This is a genomic window from Niallia nealsonii (genome assembly GCF_002835805.1).
In the GTDB taxonomy this organism is placed as follows: domain Bacteria; phylum Bacillota; class Bacilli; order Bacillales; family Cytobacillaceae; genus Niallia; species Niallia nealsonii.
This window is the reverse complement of record NZ_PISE01000046.1, coordinates 65,303-88,121: the sequence shown is the minus strand read 5'-3', so window position 1 is coordinate 88,121 and position 22,819 is coordinate 65,303. Positions and strand designations below refer to the sequence as shown.

The following is a 22,819-nucleotide window of genomic DNA, read 5'->3' as shown; positions in this document are numbered from 1 at the left end:
TTTGACAAAGAAAGACAAAATCCTTCTTTAGAAACATAGAAACTAGTCGATAAAAAGAGTATATATTTCTATTTTGCAACACTTATTGTATCAACAAGAGAATGGTATTAATAAGCAATGAAAAATGATTTAAATAGTATCTATAAAGTGAAACTTCAATCAGTAGGATTTTTTTCAATCCCTCTCCTAATCTTTTAGGCGGGGGGGCTTACTGTCCGTCAATGAGGGATAAAGTTTCTAAAAAGGGAGTAGAAGAATGAAAAACGAACGAGGAATTTTATTAGAGAGTGGTACAAATGAGCTGGAAATCGTAGAATTTACAGTTGGCAATAATAAATTTGGTATCAATGTCATTAAAGTAAAAGAAATTATTAACCCAGTCTCAGTTATTCCAATTCCTCACTCACATCCATATGTGGAAGGAATTATGGAGTTAAGGGGAGAAGTGCTGCCGGTTGTCAATTTAGCTAATGTATTAGGTTATCCGCCTTCAAGCACCTCAGAAAAGGATAAGTTTATTGTTTCTGAGTTTAATAAGATGAAAGTTATCTTTCATGTTCATCATGTGAATCAAATTCATCGTATTTCTTGGGAGAATATTGAAAAGCCTACAGGGATGTATCAAGGTGCAGACAGTCAAATTATTGGTGTCATTAAATTTTCAGGAGAAATGATTTTATTATTAGATTTTGAAAAAATATTGGTCGATATTAATCCAGATTCAGGCATCAATGTGCAGCAAGTAAAAAAACTAGGGAAAAGGGAACGAAGCAACAAACGATTAGTAGTTGTTGAGGATTCTCCGCTGCTTAGAAAATTGTTGGAAGATACACTAGTGGAAGCAGGGTTTTACAACATAGAATTTTTTGAAAATGGTTTGGATGCGCTAAACTATTTAGAGAAGGAAAGCGGGGATAAAAATACCCAAGATGTTGTACAATTAGTCATTACAGATATTGAAATGCCGCAAATGGACGGGCATCACCTAACAAAACGAATAAAGGATAATCCTCAATTAGCACATCTTCCAGTTATCATTTTTTCTTCTTTAATTACAGAAGATTTAAGACATAAAGGGCAAAGAGTTGGAGCGAATGGGCAAGTGAGCAAGCCGGAGATTGCTGAATTAATTTTACTAGTGGATGAACATATACTATAATTTTTTCCTTTGTGGCATTGTAAAAAAGCTGCTGATGTTGACATAAAAATATTTGTTTTCACAGTTGAACTAAGCACTGTTTTATCTAAAGCTTATTTATTAATTTAGCAACTAAAACATACGGTGAAAGTTTAATAGCTTTCACCGAGTTTTTTAAATATAGGTTTTTCGTATTTTTTCCTCCTTAAATTGTTGTCTGGAGATGATTCTTTTAATCCTGTGTAATGAATGAGAAGTTTTTTTGCTTGATTTAAAGAAAGAGTTGATTTTGGATTTCGGACGTCAGTACGTAAGGAACCTAAATGAGGCAAGTCACGGAAATCTTGTTTTGTGGGAGGTAAATGAAACATGTACTTTCCGCATTCGACTAAAATGTCTGATTGTTGCTGGCTATTTTTTGGGTTGCTGGAGAAGTGGAGCCCAACTTTTTTTGCTTTCCCTTCTTTCAATAACTTTTCCAAGCTATTTTGTTTTAATTTATAAAGAAATTTTGGATCAGTAGCTGTTTTTGCGTGACGATTTACAACAAAAATTGCCTGTGTAAGATTATCGATTGTTGGCTGTAAATTTGTTTTGTATGGCTGATGTCTATTCATTTCTTTGATAACTCCTTTCAGAATAGGTATAGAATACAAGCTATTATACTATTTTTATAAAAGAAAAGAAATGGCTTAAAAAGTGCGCTCTAAATATTGAGATCTATTAAAGAATGGTGTTTGGTCCGTTCTTTAGCATAGATTAGAAACTTAATCAGTCATCATATGTTATCCATCCTATTCATTAACATAGCTACTTGGTGGAAATGGTTCCCCTTGTGTGATCCAACTAGAAGAATATACATATATTTTAACATCGTGTGGAAAATATGCCTAATTAACTGGAAAAGGAAATGTTGCCAGCTAACGATAGAATTTTGCACAGACTATAAGGGTGAGTTTAAGTGAAAGAAAATAATAACCTAATAGAACATTTAAATAAAAAAGACGCTATATCATGCAAATTAGAGCGGATTGTGTTTGAAATTATGTTTAAGCATATAAAAGATAGGATTTTTGTCATGAAGGCAGAAGATGGGCCAATTTTTCGTTATGTTTTTGTAAATGAAGAAGCATATAAATGTACAACCATTCCTCTAAACTATATTGGTAAATCAATGAAAGAAGTATTAGAAAAAAATGTATACGAGAGGCTTCAGGAAGCATATAGCAAGGTACTGTATCAAAAAAAAGAGCATGTTTTTATAGAGGATTTTACAATAAACGGAAATTGTTATTATGGAGAATGTGTTTTAACGCCTATATCTGATGAGAATGGCGAAGTGAGGTTTATTGTTGGAGTTACAAGAGATATTACCAAGCTAATCATAGAGCAGAAGAAACTAATAGAAAGTCAACAGCATTATCATTCTATTGTGGAAAATAATCTAGATGCAATAATTGTAGTTGATTTAGATGGCAGCATTCATGAAATCAACCCTGCTGGTGAAAAAATGATAGAGGGATCTTATGATCAAATTAAAGATCAAAAAATTTTTAACTTGATCACAGGAGCAAATTTCTCCTTATTTGAGAAGCTGTTTGCTGTATGCCAAGCAACAAAAACTTCCCAATCGCTAAACTGTTTATTAAGTCGAGAAGGTAGCAATTTACCTGTTCATATTAAAATGATTCCAAGCGTTGTCCATCAAAAAATGCGTGGCATTTATCTTATGATGAAAGATGTATCAGAAAAAACAAAATCAGCTGAAAAAATTCGTTTTTTAGCGTTTCATGATCAATTAACAGGTCTTTATAATAGGAGAGCACTGTTAGAGGATTTGCAGCTGGAAATTAAGAAGTCCAAAGAAACAGGCAGGCAATTTGCTTTGCTGACAATTGATCTAGATCGTTTTAAATATATAAATGATACTTTTGGACATATTGTCGGGGATCAAATTTTAATAAAAGTTGCAGAACGTTTGTTGGAGTTTGCTGATTACCGGTCAATCGTATTTCGTCAAGGCGGCGATGAATTTAATATTTTGCTTATTGAGGCATCTAAGGAAGAGACAAGCCTTCTTGCGGAAAACATTCTGTCTCGGTTTACCGAATCTTTTTCTCTTCATTCACAAGAATACTATATTACTCCAAGCGTTGGAATCAGCATGTTTCCTTTAGATGGTAATAATGCAGAAGCATTAATTAAAAATGCAGATGAAGCACTTTTTCGAGTAAAGGAGCGAGGAAAAGCCCATTATCAATTTTATCGTTCTGAAATGAATATGAAAGGGAAAAATGTAGTATCCCTCGAAACAAATTTAAGGAAAGCTATTCAACGGCAGGAGTTAACCTTGTATTATCAACCGCAAGTGGATCTTAAAAACAAAAATTGCAACAGTTTTGAAGCACTTTTAAGGTGGCATAGCCCAACAATAGGTTTCATATCACCTGCTGATTTTATTCCATTGGCAGAGGAAACAGGATTAATCATTCCTATTGGAAATTGGGTAATTGAGACAGCTTGCAAACAAATAAAGAATTGGAGCGAACAGTTTAGTGCAGATATTCGCATTGCTGTAAATATTTCGCCCAAACAGTTTCAACAGCCGAATTTTATTGATATGGTCAAAGATGCTCTGGGAAAATATTCAATTCATCCATCTTCTCTAGAAATTGAAATAACAGAAGGGGCAATGCAAAATACAATGGAAGCTATTCCTGTTCTTAAGGGATTAAAAGACCTTGGGGTGATAATTTCGGTAGACGATTTTGGAACAGGATACTCCTCTTTAAGTTATATAAAACAATTTCCAATTGATGTATTGAAAATAGATCAATCTTTTGTAAAAGATGTTTTGGAAAATGATAAAGATGCTGCTATTACTACTACAATCATTCATTTAGGGCAAAATTTAGGAATGGAAGTAATTGCAGAGGGAGTTGAAAGGAAGGAACAGGCCGATTTTTTATTAGAGGCTAATTGTCATAAAGCACAAGGTTTTTATTTTTCCAAACCATTGCCTAGTGAGGAAATAAATCACTTATTTAAGCATCAAAGTTTTCCAAATAACATAAATATAAAGAGGAGAGAAGTATAAGTTTAAGGGTGTATTTTAATCAAAATAATAATGGATACAACCAAAAGCATTTATTCAGCAGGAATTTGTTCAGAGATTTAGAAGGTTAGACCTTATCTTCTTACACAAGCAGGATAAGGTCTAATCTGAACAATTATCATTTTTTAGAAATTTTGTTAATGGTAGCTTATTGCTCTTGATTTAAGTGCATGCCAAGATTGAATAAATTGATGTTTATCAACTCTAACATTTTTTCTCCCTGATAAAGGATCGTTTAAGAATACAAAGTTTTTATTATAGCCGACCAAAACAACCGCATGCAAGTCGAGTGGTGTTTTTATCGTTTTTCCTTTATGTTCCCACGACTCCCACCTGTCTGGAAGGCGATAATCTCCTGTTGTCCATACAACAACAGGAAACCCCTTTTTAACATGACTTTCAAGATGCGTGAAAGGTTTTCCAGTTAGATTAACAGCGCGGTTTGGAAGGTATGCATTTACTAAATCCTCCATAGGTTTATCAAAAACAGCATAGCCAGCATTTCTCCCTGTCATATCACCAACAAATCCTACAGCAGGATCTCCCCACTTTACAATATTTCCTTGTTTTTTTATAAGTGGATCAGAATCCTTTTTGATTTTTTTATATAACTCCATTTTGGATGCTTCTATTCCGGCATAATTTAAAACCATTGTTAAACTTGTTACTTCACAACCATATCTTAATTCAGGATTTTGTTTGACTAAAGGGACATTCAATAAGATTGATTCGTTTGCGGCTGTGATAGATGAATGCATAGTGCTCTCTTCCAGTTTAAAGGAGTGATTTGTTTCATTTACAGCATCATTTTCAATTGTTTTCCCTGCGAATGGAAGATTACTTAAACTTAAAGCCACACATAATAATTTTACTTGGTGCATAGGATGCCTTCTTCCTTATGCCGACTCCTGTATTTAGGATAGTCTATTTGCCTAATTTTTATTGCAAAACAATTTTTCCATTATCGTATTTTAGATCCTTTTTTTTTGTTGTAAAAAAGAAAAACAGAAAAAATGAATGCAAATATTGCAGAATATTGTGTTATTATCAGGTGAATTTCTGTAGATTTATGGTATAATTAGTCATTATTTAGAGGGAGGCTATCAAAATATGGACGCTTTGGATATTTTGACAGATTTAGACAATGTCATCCCTTTTTTTCAGGCGATATTCAGTGCAGATGAGCATACAGTAATTGGATATGAAATATTAGGGCGTTATCAAATAAATGGTTCATTTGAAAGTTTAGGTCCTTTTTTTATGGATGAAGAAATACCCGAAGAATATAAGCAGGAAGTTGACAATGTTGTCCTGACAAAAGCCTTAGATAAAGCATTGGAGCTTGATAAAGACGTTATGCTTTTCATTAATAGGGATGCGGGCTTATTGATGCAAGATGATGGAGAAAGTTTTTTGCAGATGCTTTTATCTTATGAGGAAAAAGGAATGGCTTTAAGTCGAATTGTTTTAGAAATATCAGAAAGGAATTATAAAGGCCAATCTGATCATTTGGATCATCTTCTTGTCTATTATAGAACATATGGCATTAAAATTGCTATTGATAAAATGGGAAATGATAGCGGTTATTTAGATAGAATAGGGGAACTTGCTCCAGATATTTTTAAAATCGATTTATCTGCATTACGTTCTACATCAACTTCACATACATATCAAAATGTTTTATATTCCTTATCGATGCTTGCCCGAAAAATTGGTGCTACCTTGCTGTTTGAAAATATTGAGATGGTGTATCAGCTTCAATTTGCTTGGAAAAATGGAGGGAGGTTTTACCAAGGGTATTATCTGCATTATCCAGAAGAACAGTTTGTTGATCGGAAATTGCAAAAAGAAACGTTAAGGAAAGAATTTCATGAATTTATTTCATATGAAAAAAAGAAACTATCCGTCATTTTTGAGTTCACGGAAAATTTACAGACTAATATACAAGAATTATTAGCAAGGCATAAAAAGTATAATGATTATGAAGAATTGCTTAAGTATTTGTCCGATGATCTTTCTCATGTAGCTTTTCGCATGTATGTTTGTGATGAGGATGGTTTTCAAAAATCAGATAATATCTTTAAGGAGAATTCCCATTGGGTACTGCAGCCAGAGTATAAGGATAAAAATTGGAGCTGGAGGCCTTATTTTTTAGAAAATATTATAAAAATGAGAAATGAAAAAAAAGGAATTCTTTCAGACTTATATAGTGATATTGAAACAGGAGAAACAGTACGCACATATTCTTTTCCCCTGAATAATCAAGATTATTTATTTATTGATTTGTCTTATAATTTTTTGGATCAAATGGGTGTTTTGATAAATTGACAAAAAAACTGACTTTAAAAGTCGGTTTTTTTGTGCATGTTTATGTATCAATCAATGGGGAAGATAAAAACTATATTGATGCTAATAAAATGAACAAACAGACTGAATATTGATAAAGGGAGAGAATATGAATAAATGAGAAAAGTAGCAACGTTTTTTATTGTTTGTTTCCTTTTTGTTTTTATTGTTAGCCCTAGGCCTTCTATCGGAGCAGAAAAATTATCCTCAAAAGAAGAAGTTATGCAATTTTTAAAAAATGCGTTTTATGCGCAAACCTCTTTAACAGAGAAGAAAAGAAGTTTACAGGAAATTCATGCTGTTTTAGCTCCTTATTTTACAGGTAAATATGAAAATTTATTTTTGCAAAAAAATTTAGTGGGACATTCTAATCAGTATCAAACATATGGAAGTGACTTCGCTCCATATTATATTCCTTTTTTTGACTTTGCAGATAAAACAACGGTTGACTTTGAAGGAAAAGTAATTTATGTATATGAATTATTTGAGCAAGATGAGGAAAATCCAACAGCTTATGAAAGGCATTATGAAGGCTTGCTATTGAGGAAAGAGAAGGATGGATGGAAAGTTTCAAAACTATGGAAGGATAATGAAATTCGTGCATATTTAAATCAGAAAAAAACTTCTGATAGGACAGGAATATATTGGGCCAGCTATGTAAGTACATTAGTTTTTTATCCAGATAAGACTAATATGGCGAGAAATTATAGTAAGGAAGGAAAAGCAGAAGAAAAAAGCTTTTTTTATTTTTAACTAAAACAGTTTTCTCCAAAAATAAGGCTTGGAGAAAACTGTTTATTTGTACCATAGAAATCAAACTTCAAATCCAAGTGCTGATTGTAATGCTTCTAGTTGAAAGCCGGTAATCACTGTTTCATCATCAATGACAAATGTAGGAGTAGAATAAGAGTTATATTTAGTCATTAATTCTTTTTTTGCTTTAGCATCTTTGTGAATATCTTTTAATTGAAAGGGGACTCCTTTTTCTTGCAAAAATAATTTAGCGTATTCACATGGAGGGCAATCGGGCTGTGTGTAAATAGTTATTTTTTTCAAATATTATTTCTCCCCAACATATTATTTACTCTATTTTACTAATTTAATTTTTTTATTTCAATTGTCTTGCTTGCATCTTTGTAAAATAAACTACTTTGAATATTCAAAGAAAATAATTAATAAAAAAAGATTGGCATATTTATCATTTTTACTTGGACAAACCTTGCACAATCTTTTATTCTGTTATTATTGGCATTTACACATAGAAAAGAAATTCTTAATTTAAAAGGAAAGTGTATAGAAAACTGCTAATAGTGAAACCTAGTTTAATATATGGGTTTGTTTGAAAGGAGAGAGAGTATGTCACAATTACAAGGCATTTTAACGCGTCTGAAAAATTTACAGGAACAAGCAACTGGGGGAGAACCTACCCAACGTTTTTTTGAGGTGAATGGTGAAAGAAAGTGTCAAGTTACATTCCACCCAAAAACAGTTACTTATGAATTAGAAGTGTACAATGATAAAGAAAAGCCAAAAAGATATCAGTTTGACAATATTGATATGATTACGATTGAAATTTTTGATCTAATTCAATAAGAGATTAGGGAGGAGCTGCTTATTTTCAGTGCAGCTCCTGTTTTTTTGCTGTTTTGACAAAGTTTGTTGTTTTTAACAGAAAAAATGAAAGAAGTAAGTTTCAACAGATGGAATACGCGTAGACTCCTGTGGGAATGCGAGAAAGACAAGGGGGCTCAACGCTCGCTTAATGGAAAGCGAAGTGTATTTTAGGCTGCTCGAGTATCTATACGAAAAAGGCTTTTTTTTAGACAAACTCTAAAATGTACATAAAATGGAATTCATCTGTTTATGCTAGCTATGAGGTGAAAAAAGATGATGCCTACTGTTATTTGTCCAAATTGTTTAAAAGAGAATGCGTTAGATCAAACATTAACAGCGCAATCTAATCAAAATATTATCTTTCATTGTCAGAATTGTGACTATACATTAAGAAATATTGAAACGAGCAAAGGCTAAAAAAAGCATAATGTCGAAGACTGTGTTAATATATTTATAGAAAATAATTAACCTGGGGTGTTTCGGCAATGATTAGAATTCACAGCGATGAATTTTTAGACAGCACATTAAAAGACTTAATGATACCGTCAGAGCGAGTAGCGCATGTGCAAATGGGAAATAATTTAGAACATGCTTTATTGGTTTTAACGAAAAGTGGCTATACGGCTGTACCCGTCTTAGATCCAACCTTTAAGCTGCATGGGTTGATTACTACTCCCATTATACTGGACAAAATTATGGGACTTTCAAGAATTGAATTCGAGAAGTTAGAAACGATAAAGGTGCAGGAAGTAATGAATACCGTATTGCCAAGAGTGAAGAGCAGTCAATCTGTTTTAGATGCTCTGCATTTATTAGTAGATCATCCATTTATATGTGTGGAGGATGATGCTTTTATCTTTGAAGGGATTTTAACAAGAAGAACCATTTTACAGCGTTTAAATAATCAACTGTACATCGATTCAACGGATTGATTCTTTCCTTTTCATGACTTTCTTCTCGTAAAAAAGTGAAAACGTTTTCTTTTTTGGGTGATTATTCGCATTAAAAAAAGAGGAGGCTGTCGTGTTAAAAAATACGATGTGAATAAAATGTTTTTGATTATTTTTAATCATTAAAAATGAAAGGCATTTATTGCAGAACTTTTAGAAAATGTGCTGCAATAAAAAGAAATATAAACGAGGAAGAATATGTCTACAATTTCTGAATTACAACTATTGACGGTGTTGGCGCAAGAAATGAATATGCGAAAAGCGGCAGAGCGGCTTTTTGTTACACAGCCAGCCTTGTCTCAAAGGTTGCAAACGATTGAAAAAGAATGGGGTGCTAAGCTTTTTATTCGCTCACAAAAAGGATTGGCGTTAACGGCTGCAGGCGAAATGGTAACAAAATTTGCAGCTGAAACAATTGCCAAAGAGGAAAAAGTCAGGGAAGAAATGTTTGCGTTGGAAGAGGAAGTGCATGGGACTTTAAAGATTGCCGTTGCCAGTATTGTCGGGCAAAACTGGCTTCCATCTGTTTTAAAACGGTTTGTAGAAAAATATCCTCAAGCAAAAATATCCCTTGTTACAGGTTGGAGCAGTGAAATAATCAAATCCATTTCAACAGACCATACCCATATTGGTATCATTCGGGGATCATCTGACTGGAAAGGCGCCAAAATGCATTTATTTGACGATCCCCTTTATTTTGTTGACAGCGAAATTTCAAGTTTTAATCAGCTATATACGACCAATAGGCCATTTATCCAATTTAAAAGCGATTCGAATTATTATGAGGAAATCCAAGTTTGGTGGCATCGCCAGTTTCAAATACCTCCTAAAAAAACAATTGTGGTCGATCAGATTGAAACATGCAAGCAATTATCGTTTCATGGAATTGGGTATAGTATTTTGCCTGCAATTGCCTTAAAAGAAGCAAATCAAAATTTGCATAAAATTCCTTTATGCAATGAATTTAATCAGCCAATTAAAAGAGAAACATGGTTGATAGGGTATGAAGCATCTTTTCGATTAAAGCAAGTTCAGGCATTTTTGGATATTGTAAAGGAATACATACAGGATACTTCTTCAAATGGTGATTAACAGTTTTTCGGAATTTTGTATTTGTAAGTAAAAAAGCTGGTCAGCATTAAGACTTGTAAGAATAAACAAATTTTTTTGCTTGTTTTCACTTCTGTTGTTTGGTAAAGTAATTTCGAGTGTTTCTATACATAATTGAAGGAGAGATAAGCAATGAAAATGATGGATGCAAATGAAATTATTTCATTTATACAAAATAGTACAAAATCAACACCTGTTAAAGTATATGTTAAAGGTGATTTAGCAGATATAAACTTTGGCGACAAAGTACAAACTTTTATTAGCGGAAATAGCGGGGTTGTATTCGGTGAATGGTCTGACATCAACGAAGCAATCGAAGCAAACAAAGGAAAAGTAACAGACTTTGTTGTAGAAAATGATCGTAGAAATTCAGCAATTCCTCTTTTAGATTTAAAAAATATTAAAGCGCGTATTGAGCCAGGCGCTATTATTCGCGATCAAGTAGAAATTGGTGATAATGCTGTTATTATGATGGGTGCTGTTATTAATATTGGCGCAAGCATTGGAGAAGGATCCATGATTGACATGGGGGCTATCCTTGGTGGACGAGCTACTGTAGGGAAAAATTGCCACGTTGGAGCAGGCGCTGTTTTAGCAGGTGTAATTGAGCCGCCTTCTGCTAAGCCAGTAATTATTGAAGACGATGTATTAATTGGTGCAAATGCAGTAGTAGTTGAAGGTGTATCAGTTGGTAAAGGTTCTGTAGTAGCAGCAGGGGCAATCGTTTTAGAAGATGTTCCAGCAAATACTTTAGTGGCAGGTGCTCCAGCACGTGTTATTAAAGAAATTGACGAAAAAACAAAATCAAAAACAGAAATTATGCAAGAGCTTCGTCAACTATAATGATAAAAGAAAAAGCGTAGGACAACCTGCTTTTAGTATGCAGGCAAATATAAAATCAACTAGTTGATTTTAAGCTTTCAAAAAAGTATTTTTGTCTGCAAGCTTTAGGCGTGGAATAGATTCCGCGCTTTTTTCGTATATTTTTGGAGGGATTTATATGGGGAATCGTTCTCAGTTTGTTGCAATCAGACGAGAGCTGCATGAAATACCAGAACTGGGATTTCAAGAGTTTAAAACACAAGCATATTTACTAAATACTATTCAAGCCTTGCCGCAAGAACGATTAGAAATAAAAACATGGAAAACAGGCATATTTGTAAGAGTAAAGGGGACTGCTCCAACGAAACTCATTGGCTACCGTGCAGATATTGATGGACTGCCTATTGTAGAAGAAACAGATTTGTCTTATGTTTCTAAACATCCAACTCAAATGCATGCATGTGGCCATGATTTCCATATGAGCATTGCGTTAGGGGTGTTAACAAGTGTCGTAAACACGCCTATTAAAGACGATATGCTCTTTATCTTCCAGCCGGCAGAAGAAGGTCCTGGAGGAGCAGAACCCATGCTTAAAAGCGATATAATGAAGGCGTGGATGCCTGATATGATTTTCGCATTGCATATCGCTCCAGAATATCCAGTTAGAACAATTGCGATAAAGCCAGGATTGCTGTTTGCTAATACTTCTGAGCTGTTTATTGATTTAAAAGGAAAAGGAGGGCATGCTGCTTATCCTCATGAAACAAATGATATGGTGGTTGCTGCCTGCGCTCTTGTTGCACAGCTGCAGACGATTGTATCAAGAAATATTAATCCTTTAGACAGCGCTGTAGTAACGATTGGAAAAATTACTGGGGGAACCGTTCAAAATGTAATCGCAGAAACAGCACGTTTAGAAGGGACGATGCGCACCCTTTCAAGTGAATCCATGGTAAAGGTCAAGGAGAGAGTTAAATCCCTTGTCAAAGGCATTGAAGTGGGTTATAGCTGTGAATGTTCGATTGACTTTGGATCCGGCTATTATCAAGTATACAATGAAGAACAAATAACAAAAGAATTTATGGATTTTGTTCAAAATCAAACAGAAGTTCAGGTTCATTTGTGTACAGAAGCGATGACAGGAGAAGATTTTGGCTATATGCTAAAAGATATCCCTGGATTTATGTTTTGGCTTGGGGTAGATTCCCCGTATGGTTTGCACCACAGCAAATTAAATCCTAATGAGGACGCAATTGATGTAGCGATATCGATGATCGCAAATTATTTGCAATTTAAAGGGAATAAGTAGCAAATGAAGGAGAAAACTGGAAAGTTATAGATGGATTTAAAATCTAACACGATCATTTTCCTGATCTTTTAGCAAATGACTTTTATCTGAAAGGCTGTTTTCTCAAAGTTTGTTGTTTTTTTACAGACAGAATGAGAGAAGAAAGAGAATACACTTAGACTCCTGTGGAATGAGAGGAGGCCGCTGAATAAATTTCCTTTTATATTTGTATACGATGGAAGGGGCATTTTAAGGAAATCATCTATTGTTTGAAGAAGCGGCTCGGCGCTTGCCCGCTCCCGGAAAGCGAAGTGTATTCAGGCTCATTTTTAAAAATAACAATCTATATGGAAACAGCCATTTGAAAAGGCAACTATTTTTACCTGGTTTTTGGTTTCGATAGTTCCTTTTTTAAATTCACTCTTTTGCTACTAATATTGGAGAAGCGGGTGGAAGCTTAACTCTATTTTTATCAAGTGCTTCTTTTATTTCTTGGCGAATGAGCCGCTCTATTCCCCATTGTTCATTGTTCACTGTTTTGGCAATAATTCGAATGGTAATGGTAGCTGGTCCTAGAGATTGAACTCCTACAACATTTGGTCCGTCTGTTATAACAGCATGATTAATTTTTATTGTGTCACAAACATTTTGCAGAATCTCTAATGTTTGAGCAATATTATTATCTGTTGAAATGAGTACATCCACCAATGCTTGCATATCTCCTCGAGAATGGTTGCTTAAAATAGTGATTTCTCTATTCGGCAAATAATTTAATGTACCATCTGGGGATCTGAGCTGTGTAGTACGGAGTCCAATTTGTTCGACCGTACCAGAAATTTCTCCAATTGTAATAGAATCGCCAACATCTAGCTGTCTTTCCAGCAAAAGAAAAAATCCAGTAACAATATCACTTACAAGACCTTGTGCCCCGATGCCAACTGCTACTCCAATGATACCAGCCCCTGCCAATATAGCTGTTGCTTTTATGCCGAATGTTTGCAAGATGGTTACAAATAATATAAATAAAAGCAAATAAGATACAAAATTTAAGGCTAAGCTTTCGAGTGTGTATGCTCTTCCTTGCGAAATAGAATGTTTTTTTTCAAAAGTGGCGAAAAATTTTTTTATAAAAGAGTTGGCCATTTTTTTTATAAGTATGTAAATAAGAATAATCAAGACAAGTTTTAATGCAACTGTTCCTCCTTTAATAAGCAGTTCTTGCCAATCGTACGCTGTTATATAATTACTGATGTCTTTTAATCTGTTCATAGGTACACTTCCTTTTTCATAAGCTTTTAGATTGCTGTCCATAATGGGTTTTCCTTTTAAAACAACCAAATATAGGAAGCGAATGTAGATTTCTATCACATATTCAGAGGTTTTTGACTTCCACCTCGAACGTATGAGAGAGAACGAGAAATCTAGTGGGGGAGAGAAATTCGCTCATAAAAGCCCGATATAAAAGAGAATAGAGGCTTGTAGTACGTGTGGTGGCCTTATATTTTGTTTTGCTTCAAGAAGATGTCAGTGGAAATCCTCATTGATGCTAGCAGGGAATTCTATTGATTTATTCCCATGTAGGGTTTCAATAAACATACAATTAATAATGAACGGATAAAGTGACCAGCTTCTATATATACAAATTACGATTGAAAAGATATTATTAATAATGACCCTTTTCGTAAACTTAGTTGTTTTGCAGCTAAAAGGCGGTAAAAAAATTTCTGTTTTACTGGAGGTTATGAAATGAAAGTGCATGATCAAATGCCTGAATTGAATGGTGCGACACAATGGTTAAATGGTGAATGGACGACAGCCGATTTATTAGGAGAAAAGCCGTCAGTTATTCACTTCTGGTCTGTGAGCTGCCATTTGTGTAAAAAAGATATGCCAGAAGTAAATCAGTTCAGAGATGATTATAGCAATCGATTGAATATGGTGGCTGTACATATGCCAAGATATAAAGCAGATTTAAATATAGAAGTTATAAAAAAAGCAGTAGAAGAACAAGGGATTATTCAATCAATTTTTATTGATAGTGAGCATATATTAACACAAGCATTTGAAAATCAATATGTGCCGTCATATTATGTCTTTGATAAAGACGGAGTATTAAGGCATTTTCAAGCAGGAAGTGGTAAAGTGGAAATTTTAAAAAAACGTGTGAATCATATTCTTGATGAAATGGTGAAAGTAAAATAATTGGTTTTTTGATAGAAGTGCAAAAAATGCAAGAACTTCTCCTATATTTTCAGGATGTAGTTAAAGTCAACAATAAACAAGTTCAGTCTGTTCGAAAAAGTTTGATTCATCGAGTTGTAAATTCTTAAAGAAGAAGTTGTCAAAGCAGATTTGGCATGAGAAAATGCTGAATAATGAAGAAAGTGGGAGCTTTCCTACTGACGAAGCATTGTATAGAGGTTAACAAATGCGAGGATTTGCTATTGTATTCTTTTATTATGGAAAAAGAGAAATACTATATAAATGGGGAATATAAGCTGATGGAAGAGACAAAAACAGTTTATCGACCCATCAACTAGGTATTTTCAAATAGATGGAGGATTATTGGTTTGAAGAAAGAGTTTGCGGTAATTGGATTAGGAAGATTTGGCGGCAGTATTTGCCGGGAATTGATTGAGCTTGGAATGGAAGTTATGGTTATTGATAAAAATGAAGAAAAAATTAATGAATTTGCCAATATTGTGTCACATGCGGTTGTTGGAAATTCGGTGGACGAAAATGTATTAAAAAGTTTAGGCATCCGTAATTTTGAACATGTCATTGTTGCAATAGGCTTAGATATTCAAGCAAGCATTTTAACCACTCTTATTCTAAAAGAGTTAGGAGTAAAAAAAATCACGGTAAAAGCCCAAAATGACTATCATGAGAAGGTATTAAAAAAAATAGGGGCAGATCATATTGTTCATCCAGAACGAGATATGGGAAAAAGAATTGCCCATCATGTTGTTTCTAATAATGTTCTGGACTATTTAGAGCTCTCAGATGAGCATAGCATTGTCGAAATCAAAGCAAGTACAAGATTAGATGGACATACTATGATGGATTTAGATATTCGAGCACGCTACGGAATTACAATTGTTGCTATTAAACGGGGGCAGGATATTATTGTTTCTCCACAAGCAACTGAGCCGATAAAGGAAAATGATGTGTTAATAGTAATTGGAGCAGATTCTGATATTAACAGATTTGAGAAAAAAGTAATGTCGTAATAGGGAATAGGGAAGAAAATAAGAAAAAGCACGCCTTATTTTAAGGGGTGCTTTTTTGTGGTAAAGAATCAATTAAACTTCCATGATAATTGGAAGAATCATTGGTCTTCGTTTTGTTTTTTCATAAAGGAAAGGAGACAATGTTTCAATAATTTCATTTTTAATTTCTGACCATTGTGTAGTTTTGCGTTCCATCACTTTATTTAAATGTTTATTAATTAAACTTTGTGCATCGTTAATTAAATCACCAGATTCACGCATGTAAACAAAACCTCTAGAAATTAAATCAGGACCTGCTGCAATTTTGAAATCCTTCATATTAATGCTTACAACAACAACTACCAGTCCTTCTTCTGAAAGAATACGACGATCTCTTAACACAATATTACCGATATCGCCGATGCCACTTCCATCAATATATACCGATCCTGAAGGGATTTTTCCTGCTATTTGCGCTGTATCGTTTGATAATGCAAGAACTTCTCCATTGTCCATAATAAAGCAGTTTTCTTCTAAAACACCACAATCAATAGCAGTTTCAGAATGGATTTTTTGCATTCTGTATTCACCGTGAATCGGCATAAAGAACTTAGGTTTCATTAACCGCAGCATTAATTTTTGTTCTTGCTGGCCACCATGACCAGATGTATGAATATTATTTAATGGTCCATGGATTACTTCTGCACCAGCACGATACAGCATATTAATCGTTTTATTTACACTGATTGTATTTCCTGGAATAGGTGAGGAAGAGAAAACAACCGTGTCGCCAGGAATAATGGAGATTTGGCGATGTGTGCCATTTGCTATTCTAGACATTGCAGCCATTGGTTCTCCTTGACTTCCTGTACAAAGAATAACTACTTGATTTGCAGGCAGGCGATTAATTTGCTGTGGTTCAATGAAAGTTTCTTTTGGCGCTTTAATAAAGCCTAATTCTAAACCGATATTAATGGCAGCCTCCATACTTCTTCCGAATACAGCAACTTTTTTGCCGAACTCCACTGCTGCATCTGTAACTTGCTGCAAACGATAAATGTTAGAAGCGAATGTAGCGAAGATAAGTCTGCCCTCTGCTTTTCGGAATATATCCTGAATACTGTTGCCTACAAGTCGCTCAGACATTGTGAAATTTGGAACTTCGCTGTTTGTGCTATCTGATAATAGACATAAAACGCCTTCTTTTCCTATCTCAGCCATTTTGGTTAAATTGGCAGGTTCTCCAACTGGTGTAAAGTCAAATTTAAAATCTCCAGTATGAACAATTTGTCCAGGAGGAGTTTTAACAACTACTCCATAGGAATCTGGAATACTATGGGTTGTTCGGAAAAAGGAAACCGATGTTTTTCGGAATTTAATAACGTCGTCTTCTTGTATTTCATGCATGGTAGTTTGACGCAATAGTCCATGTTCTTCTAATTTGTTTCTCACTAAAGCTAACGCAAGTTTTCCACCATAAAGAGGAATATTTACTTGTCTAAGAAGATAAGGAATGCCGCCGATATGATCTTCGTGACCATGTGTGATAAATAAGCCTTTGATTTTATCGACATTCTTCACAAGAAAACTGTAATCTGGTATTACATAGTCAATCCCTAAAAGTTCATCTTCTGGAAACTTTATGCCCGCATCAATCAGAATAATTTCATCTTGAAACTGAACTCCATAAGTGTTTTTACCGATTTCCCCTAGTCCGCCTAGAGCAAATACAGCTGTTTGATCATTTTTAACGAATTTCATTTACTCAATCTCCAATACTGTAAAATCTTCATTTTGTTGTTCATACTCTAAGAATGCACCATCAACAGCTGTAATAAACTCAATATTATATGGTTTTTCTCCCAATTTTGTTCTAACATCACGTTCTGAAATGCCTTTAACATAAATAGTTCTTGTATGTTCTCTAACAGGCACCTCTAATTTAGAATCTTGAAAATAAACTTTGAAAATCATTTGTAAATCGCTCCTTCATAGTATTATCTAATTATATTATATAAAAAGTTAACATGTTTTTCATGTTTTTTCTTTTATTAGTGTTTTTTGGTTAATCAAGTAAAAAATGTTCTCGAAAATAAAAGGTTTTTGCAACTAGTATCAAAATGGACAAAAATTAGGAATATCATACTAATTGGCAGATAGGATGATGAGTTTATGTATATTGCTATAATAATTAAAAAAAGTTTACCTAATAGATGATAGTACTGTTGGGAAAACTTTGCAATCATAACAAAAGGCAGACCTCATACCATAAATTACTTCCATCTAGCAGTAGTCGTTTACTGCTATTATAGGATGGCATGTGAGGTCTCGCCCTAATAGAAAGATTCCGTGTCATGTTAGGCAATTGTTTTTTTTCTTAACAAGTCTTTCCACTGTTTTAAGAGCTTCTTTTTTAGCTTCTTCAACATAGTGGATCATCTCCTTATCTTTATTTTAAACCATTCTTGTCCAAAGTAAAGCATTCAAGTATAAATAATAAGGATATTTGTCCAAAAAGAGGTTTTTAAAAATTTAAGGATTAATTAATTTTATAATAGTAGACTGTTGTTGTATTACTCTGTTTTTTTGTTTTCTAATCCTAATAGAAAAAAGTTATTTTACCATTATGATAGTAAAAGTTTTGTTTTCTATATGAAGAAGGAAGTCCGAACTTTTATTGGCACTTATATCCTTTAATATTTATAGTGCTTTTATAATAATAGTATATGAAAAAAAAGGAAAAGTTCTCATGGATAATAGTGGAAAAAATATAAAGGTAAGAGGAAAAGTAAGTAAAAATATGGTGGGGCACATGTTTCCCCACCATAAAAGAACAAGAGTTGTACAAGCAGTTTATCTTTCAACAGCAATGGCATTTGGAATTGGATTAAAAGGAGATGTCTGATCGATATGATCATAAAACATTACGCCATTTAGATGATCAATTTCATGCTGAAATACAATTGCAGGCAGCCCTTTTAATTTTATTTTAATTTCTTTATTGTTAAGATCCGTTCCTCTAATACCAATCCTAGCATAACGAGGCACAAAACCTGGAATGGATTCATCAACCGATAAGCAGCCTTCACCAGTAGTTAAGTAGGCTTTTTCCACAGAATGACTAATAATTTTTGGGTTGAAAAGAGCGTAGCTAATTTGATTGCCTGACTCATCTTTCACATGAACGGCAATCATTCGTTTAGAAATATTGATTTGAGGTGCTGCTAGACCAACCCCGCCTCTAAGTCCGTATTTTTCAGCCAGTTCTGGATTTTGACTATTTATTAAAAATTCCATCATTTCCTCAAGTGTTTTTTTATCTTCTTCGCTTGCAGGAAGAGGAACTTCATCTGCTACTTTTCGCAAAGTAGGGTGTCCGTCTCGGATAATATCATTCATTGTTAACAAATTAATCACTTCCTTATTAGGCATGGTAAACACTTTTAAGTCTAACAGACAATGCTTGAAAAGTTAATGATCTACAGCATTTAGTTAGAAGGAAACAGCAAATCATCTGTTTGAAATATTTCATATGTAATAAAAAAGAGGGGATTCCATATAGTGAGTATAAAGCCAAGCTTTTATTTAATAGTACTAGGAAGTTATGGTGAAAACTTTGTAGAACTATATGTCAATAGTATTAGTAGTATGAGAGTATTTTTTTCTGATTTATGTTGTTGGCTCCTTAGAGTCAAACAGAATAATAGGAATTTTATGAAGAAATTTGCAAAAAAGACCGCAGAAGACTTCAATTGTAAAACAAGAAAAGAAATTATATAGTGAGATAGAGAGTGAGGAGGAAAAAGATTGAAAAAGCAAAAATTATTACTTATTGTGGCAATGCTTATCGTGCTGATGTTTCTTGCAGGGTGCTCTACCTTCCAATCAACAAATGAGAAAATTTATAACAAGCTTGAGAAAGTGGTCACTTTGGAGAAGGATTTCAAAGAACAGCAAGAACCGTTAGTAACATTAGAAAAGAATGAACAAAAGATTTACTCGCAAATTGTTTCCTTAGACTTAGAAAGTATGGATGGAATCAACGAACTTGCTGATGAAGCGCTCGCTTCGCTAAAGAAGCGGAAAGAACTTATGAAAAAAGAAGAAGCGAGCATAAAAAAATCAGAAGAAACATTTAAAACAGTTCAAACAAATATAGAAGATATAAAGGATGAAGAGCTGAAAGAAAAAGCAGATGAATTATATCAAACCATGATGGCAAGATATGACGCACATGAGAAACTTTACAGCAACTATCTAAAGGGACTAAAAAACGATGAAAAATTGTACAAGCTGTTTAAAGCGGAAAATCTAAACATAGATGATTTAGAAAAACAAATTCAAACGATAAATGACATATATAAGGAAGTGCTTGATAACAATAAAGAGTTTAACGAGCTGACAGAAAAGTATAATAAGGAAAAAATTCACTTTTACAAACAAGCTGGAATGGAGGTAGAAGAGGAACAAAGTACACTGAATAATAAATAAGGATTATTTATTATTCATAATAACTTTGAATGCTTAATTAAAAATCAGGTTTTAAAATTTTTCTTATAAAACAATATTTTGAACAAAATGGAAAAAAAACATTATTTATAAGATAGAGAAAACCAGCTGAAACCAATAATGTTTCGGTTGATTTTTTTATAATGGAAGAAAAATAGAGCTCCATGGCAACAATCGACAACGGCAGGGATTTATTTCTAAATATTTTTTTATTATAAAACAGATAAAATAAGGGGTTTCTGTATGATACAGATGCTAAATAATTAATAATACAGATGCAACCATAAAAGAAATAAAAAAATAAAAATAACATAAAAAACATAGTACTTTAACATTGACTAATAATATTTGTGTATATTAAACTTATACATGTATTGAAAAGTTGTATTAATAATTGCTGTATATTTATTGATACAGAACATAAGGATACCGAATTATGTAATAGGACGTTTTTTCTGGCGGATTTTGTGGAAAGCTGTATAGGTATGGTTTTTTTTTGTTGTGAAAAGCTAAGTGGATGTAGTAAGCGTTCTCCTTTGGCTATTGAAACAATATTACGCAATAATTTTAGTTAGAGATGATTTCGTCTTTTAAAAAGAAAGGAAAGGGTGGCTTAAATGGCTTCTAAAACAAAGAAGGCACAGTTAGATGTGAAAGCACAACTTGAACAAGTGGAAAATCAATTCCAAACACTTCAGATTTTAAATGAAGAGGGCGAAGTTGTTAATGAATCTGCAATGCCAGACCTAAGTGATGAGCAATTACAAGAGCTTATGACACGCATGGTATATACACGTATTCTTGATCAACGTTCAATCTCTTTAAACAGACAAGGTCGCTTAGGTTTCTATGCACCAACAGCAGGCCAAGAAGCTTCACAATTAGCTTCACAATTTGCATTAGAGAAAGAAGATTTCATTCTTCCGGGATATCGTGATGTTCCTCAATTAATTTGGCACGGACTTCCATTATATCAAGCATTCTTATTCTCTCGCGGACATTTCTTAGGAAATAAAATGCCAGAGGGTGTAAATGTTATTTCACCACAAATTATTATTGGTGCTCAATATATTCAAACAGCTGGTGTTGCGTTAGGTATGCAAAAACGCGGCCAAAAATCTGTTGCAATTACTTACACAGGTGACGGTGGTTCATCACAAGGGGATTTCTATGAAGGAATTAACTTTGCTGGTGCATTTAAATCTCCTGCGATTTTTATTGTTCAAAACAACCGTTTCGCTATTTCAACACCTGTTGAGAAACAAACGGCTGCAAAAACAATCGCACAAAAAGCAGTTGCTGCAGGTATCCCAGGAATTCAAGTTGATGGAATGGACCCATTAGCAGTTTATGTTGCTACACGTGAAGCACGTGAAAGAGCAATTAATGGTGAAGGTCCAACATTAATTGAAACATTAACATACCGTTATGGTCCACATACAATGGCTGGAGATGACCCAACTCGTTACCGTACAGCAGATCTTGACAGCGAATGGGAAAAGAAAGATCCATTAGTTCGTTTCCGTAAATTCCTTGAAAATAAAGGCATCTGGAATGAAGAAAAAGAAAACGAAGTAATCGAACGCGCTAAAGAAGAAATTAAAGAAGCAATCAAACTTGCTGATGAAGCTCCAAAACAAAAAGTAACTGATTTAATGAACATTATGTATGAAGAGCTACCAGCTAACTTACAAGAACAATATGAAATTTACGCAGCAAAGGAGTCGAAGTAAGCCATGGCGCAAATGACAATGATTCAAGCAATCACTGATGCGTTACGCACAGAACTACGTAACGATCCGAATGTATTAGTTTTCGGGGAAGACGTTGGTGTAAACGGCGGTGTATTCCGTGCGACAGAAGGTCTACAAACTGAATTTGGTGAAGATCGTGTATTTGATACTCCATTAGCTGAATCTGGAATTGGTGGTTTAGCAGTTGGTCTTGGTCTACAAGGTTTCCGACCAGTACCTGAAATTCAATTCTTTGGTTTCGTTTACGAAGTAATGGACAGCATTTCTGGACAAATGGCTCGTATGCGCTATCGTTCAGGCGGACGCTACAACTCACCAGTTACAATTCGTTCTCCATTCGGCGGCGGTGTACATACACCAGAACTGCATGCAGACAGCTTAGAAGGGTTAATGGCACAACAACCTGGTTTAAAAGTTGTTATTCCATCAACTCCTTATGATGCAAAAGGTCTATTAATTTCAGCTATTCGCGATAACGACCCAGTTATCTTCTTAGAGCACATGAAATTATACCGTTCATTCCGTCAAGAGGTACCAGAAGAAGAGTATACAATTCCACTTGGAAAAGCGGACGTAAAACGTGAAGGTAAAGATCTTTCTATTATTACTTATGGAGCAATGGTTCAAGAATCCATTAAAGCTGCAGAAGAATTAGAAAAAGAAGGCTACTCTGTAGAAGTAATTGACTTGCGTACAGTAAGCCCACTTGATATTGATACAATTATTGCTTCTGTTGAGAAAACTGGTAGAGCAGTTGTTGTTCAAGAAGCGCAAAAACAAGCAGGTATTGCTGCAAATGTTGTTGCTGAAATTAATGATCGTGCAATTCTTAGCTTAGAAGCTCCAGTACTTCGTGTTACTGCACCAGATACTGTATTTGCATTTACTCAAGCTGAAACTGTATGGCTTCCAAACTTTAAAGATATTATTGAAACTTCTAAAAAAGTTTTAACATTTTAATTAA

Annotated in this window: 22 protein-coding genes; 15 read left to right on the top strand and 7 right to left on the bottom strand. The window is 34.0% G+C overall.

What is annotated here, in order from left to right; translation table 11 throughout:
- Positions 1-256: 256 nt before the first annotated feature.
- Complete coding sequence (locus tag CWS01_RS18820) at positions 257-1,159, top strand: chemotaxis protein (protein ID WP_101178743.1); 903 nt, start codon at positions 257-259, stop codon at positions 1,157-1,159.
- 131 nt (positions 1,160-1,290) lie between these two features.
- On the opposite strand, the gene CWS01_RS18815 is transcribed toward CWS01_RS18820, so the two are convergent.
- The gene (locus CWS01_RS18815; RefSeq protein ID WP_101178742.1) at positions 1,291-1,755 is read right to left on the bottom strand and encodes a YkyB family protein; all 465 of its coding nucleotides are present in this window, start codon (positions 1,753-1,755) and stop codon (positions 1,291-1,293) included.
- A 344-nt stretch (positions 1,756-2,099) separates the two neighbouring features.
- Between CWS01_RS18815 and CWS01_RS18810 the strand changes: the two genes are divergently transcribed.
- Positions 2,100-4,235 (top strand): sensor domain-containing protein, encoded by a 2,136-nt coding sequence (locus tag CWS01_RS18810; RefSeq protein WP_235852113.1) that lies wholly within the window; start codon positions 2,100-2,102, stop codon positions 4,233-4,235.
- A 155-nt stretch (positions 4,236-4,390) separates the two neighbouring features.
- Here CWS01_RS18810 and CWS01_RS18805 read toward each other — a convergent pair whose 3' ends face one another.
- Positions 4,391-5,134, bottom strand: a complete 744-nt coding sequence (locus CWS01_RS18805; protein WP_101178741.1) for a C39 family peptidase — start codon at positions 5,132-5,134, stop codon at positions 4,391-4,393.
- 229 nt (positions 5,135-5,363) lie between these two features.
- Between CWS01_RS18805 and CWS01_RS18800 the strand changes: the two genes are divergently transcribed.
- Positions 5,364-6,581, top strand: coding sequence for an EAL domain-containing protein (locus CWS01_RS18800; RefSeq protein WP_101178740.1), 1,218 nt, complete (start codon positions 5,364-5,366; stop codon positions 6,579-6,581).
- Between the two features lie 135 nt (positions 6,582-6,716).
- On the top strand, positions 6,717-7,352 hold the full coding sequence (locus tag CWS01_RS18795) for a DUF3993 domain-containing protein (RefSeq protein ID WP_101178739.1): 636 nt from the start codon (positions 6,717-6,719) through the stop codon (positions 7,350-7,352).
- Between the two features lie 60 nt (positions 7,353-7,412).
- On the opposite strand, the gene CWS01_RS18790 is transcribed toward CWS01_RS18795, so the two are convergent.
- Complete coding sequence (locus CWS01_RS18790) at positions 7,413-7,655, bottom strand: glutaredoxin family protein (RefSeq protein WP_101178738.1); 243 nt, start codon at positions 7,653-7,655, stop codon at positions 7,413-7,415.
- Positions 7,656-7,955: 300 nt separating this feature from the next.
- On the opposite strand from CWS01_RS18790, the gene CWS01_RS18785 reads away from it, so the two are divergent.
- The 6 genes from CWS01_RS18785 to CWS01_RS18765 all read left to right on the top strand — a co-directional run bounded on the left by CWS01_RS18785 (position 7,956) and on the right by CWS01_RS18765 (position 12,404).
- Positions 7,956-8,192: a YkuJ family protein gene (locus CWS01_RS18785; RefSeq protein WP_101178737.1), complete on the top strand. Its 237-nt coding sequence runs from the start codon at positions 7,956-7,958 to the stop codon at positions 8,190-8,192.
- A 294-nt stretch (positions 8,193-8,486) separates the two neighbouring features.
- Positions 8,487-8,630: a hypothetical protein gene (locus CWS01_RS22730; protein WP_168714424.1), complete on the top strand. Its 144-nt coding sequence runs from the start codon at positions 8,487-8,489 to the stop codon at positions 8,628-8,630.
- 68 nt (positions 8,631-8,698) lie between these two features.
- Positions 8,699-9,145, top strand: a complete 447-nt coding sequence (cbpB, locus tag CWS01_RS18780) for a cyclic-di-AMP-binding protein CbpB (protein ID WP_101178736.1) — start codon at positions 8,699-8,701, stop codon at positions 9,143-9,145.
- Positions 9,146-9,361: 216 nt separating this feature from the next.
- Positions 9,362-10,255: a LysR family transcriptional regulator gene (locus tag CWS01_RS18775; protein ID WP_101178735.1), complete on the top strand. Its 894-nt coding sequence runs from the start codon at positions 9,362-9,364 to the stop codon at positions 10,253-10,255.
- Positions 10,256-10,405: 150 nt separating this feature from the next.
- Positions 10,406-11,116 (top strand): 2,3,4,5-tetrahydropyridine-2,6-dicarboxylate N-acetyltransferase, encoded by a 711-nt coding sequence (gene dapD, locus CWS01_RS18770; RefSeq protein ID WP_101178734.1) that lies wholly within the window; start codon positions 10,406-10,408, stop codon positions 11,114-11,116.
- Positions 11,117-11,273: 157 nt separating this feature from the next.
- Positions 11,274-12,404 (top strand): N-acetyldiaminopimelate deacetylase, encoded by a 1,131-nt coding sequence (locus CWS01_RS18765; protein WP_101178733.1) that lies wholly within the window; start codon positions 11,274-11,276, stop codon positions 12,402-12,404.
- 396 nt (positions 12,405-12,800) lie between these two features.
- Here CWS01_RS18765 and CWS01_RS18760 read toward each other — a convergent pair whose 3' ends face one another.
- A complete protein-coding gene (locus tag CWS01_RS18760; RefSeq protein WP_101178762.1) occupies positions 12,801-13,652 on the bottom strand; it encodes a mechanosensitive ion channel family protein in 852 nt (283 codons plus the stop codon).
- 477 nt (positions 13,653-14,129) lie between these two features.
- Here CWS01_RS18760 and CWS01_RS18755 point away from each other — a divergent pair, with 477 nt between their 5' ends.
- Together CWS01_RS18755 and CWS01_RS18750 are read left to right on the top strand one after the other, a co-directional pair.
- Positions 14,130-14,585, top strand: a complete 456-nt coding sequence (locus tag CWS01_RS18755) for a TlpA family protein disulfide reductase (protein ID WP_101178732.1) — start codon at positions 14,130-14,132, stop codon at positions 14,583-14,585.
- Positions 14,586-14,953: 368 nt separating this feature from the next.
- A complete protein-coding gene (locus CWS01_RS18750) occupies positions 14,954-15,613 on the top strand; it encodes a potassium channel family protein (RefSeq protein ID WP_101178731.1) in 660 nt (219 codons plus the stop codon).
- A 72-nt stretch (positions 15,614-15,685) separates the two neighbouring features.
- Here the strand turns inward: CWS01_RS18750 and rnjA are convergent, their stop codons facing one another.
- The 3 genes from rnjA to def all read right to left on the bottom strand — a co-directional run bounded on the left by rnjA (position 15,686) and on the right by def (position 19,000).
- Positions 15,686-17,353, bottom strand: coding sequence for a ribonuclease J1 (gene rnjA / locus CWS01_RS18745; protein WP_101178730.1), 1,668 nt, complete (start codon positions 17,351-17,353; stop codon positions 15,686-15,688).
- A complete protein-coding gene (locus tag CWS01_RS18740) occupies positions 17,354-17,566 on the bottom strand; it encodes a DNA-dependent RNA polymerase subunit epsilon (protein WP_101178729.1) in 213 nt (70 codons plus the stop codon).
- A gap of 879 nt (positions 17,567-18,445) precedes the next feature.
- Positions 18,446-19,000, bottom strand: coding sequence for a peptide deformylase (gene def, locus CWS01_RS18735; RefSeq protein WP_101178728.1), 555 nt, complete (start codon positions 18,998-19,000; stop codon positions 18,446-18,448).
- Positions 19,001-19,399: 399 nt separating this feature from the next.
- Between def and CWS01_RS18725 the strand changes: the two genes are divergently transcribed.
- The 3 genes from CWS01_RS18725 to CWS01_RS18715 all read left to right on the top strand — a co-directional run bounded on the left by CWS01_RS18725 (position 19,400) and on the right by CWS01_RS18715 (position 22,815).
- Positions 19,400-20,083 (top strand): YkyA family protein, encoded by a 684-nt coding sequence (locus CWS01_RS18725; protein WP_101178726.1) that lies wholly within the window; start codon positions 19,400-19,402, stop codon positions 20,081-20,083.
- A 635-nt stretch (positions 20,084-20,718) separates the two neighbouring features.
- Positions 20,719-21,834 (top strand): pyruvate dehydrogenase (acetyl-transferring) E1 component subunit alpha, encoded by a 1,116-nt coding sequence (gene pdhA, locus CWS01_RS18720; RefSeq protein ID WP_101178725.1) that lies wholly within the window; start codon positions 20,719-20,721, stop codon positions 21,832-21,834.
- A gap of 3 nt (positions 21,835-21,837) precedes the next feature.
- On the top strand, positions 21,838-22,815 hold the full coding sequence (locus tag CWS01_RS18715) for an alpha-ketoacid dehydrogenase subunit beta (RefSeq protein ID WP_101178724.1): 978 nt from the start codon (positions 21,838-21,840) through the stop codon (positions 22,813-22,815).
- Positions 22,816-22,819 lie beyond the last annotated feature (4 nt).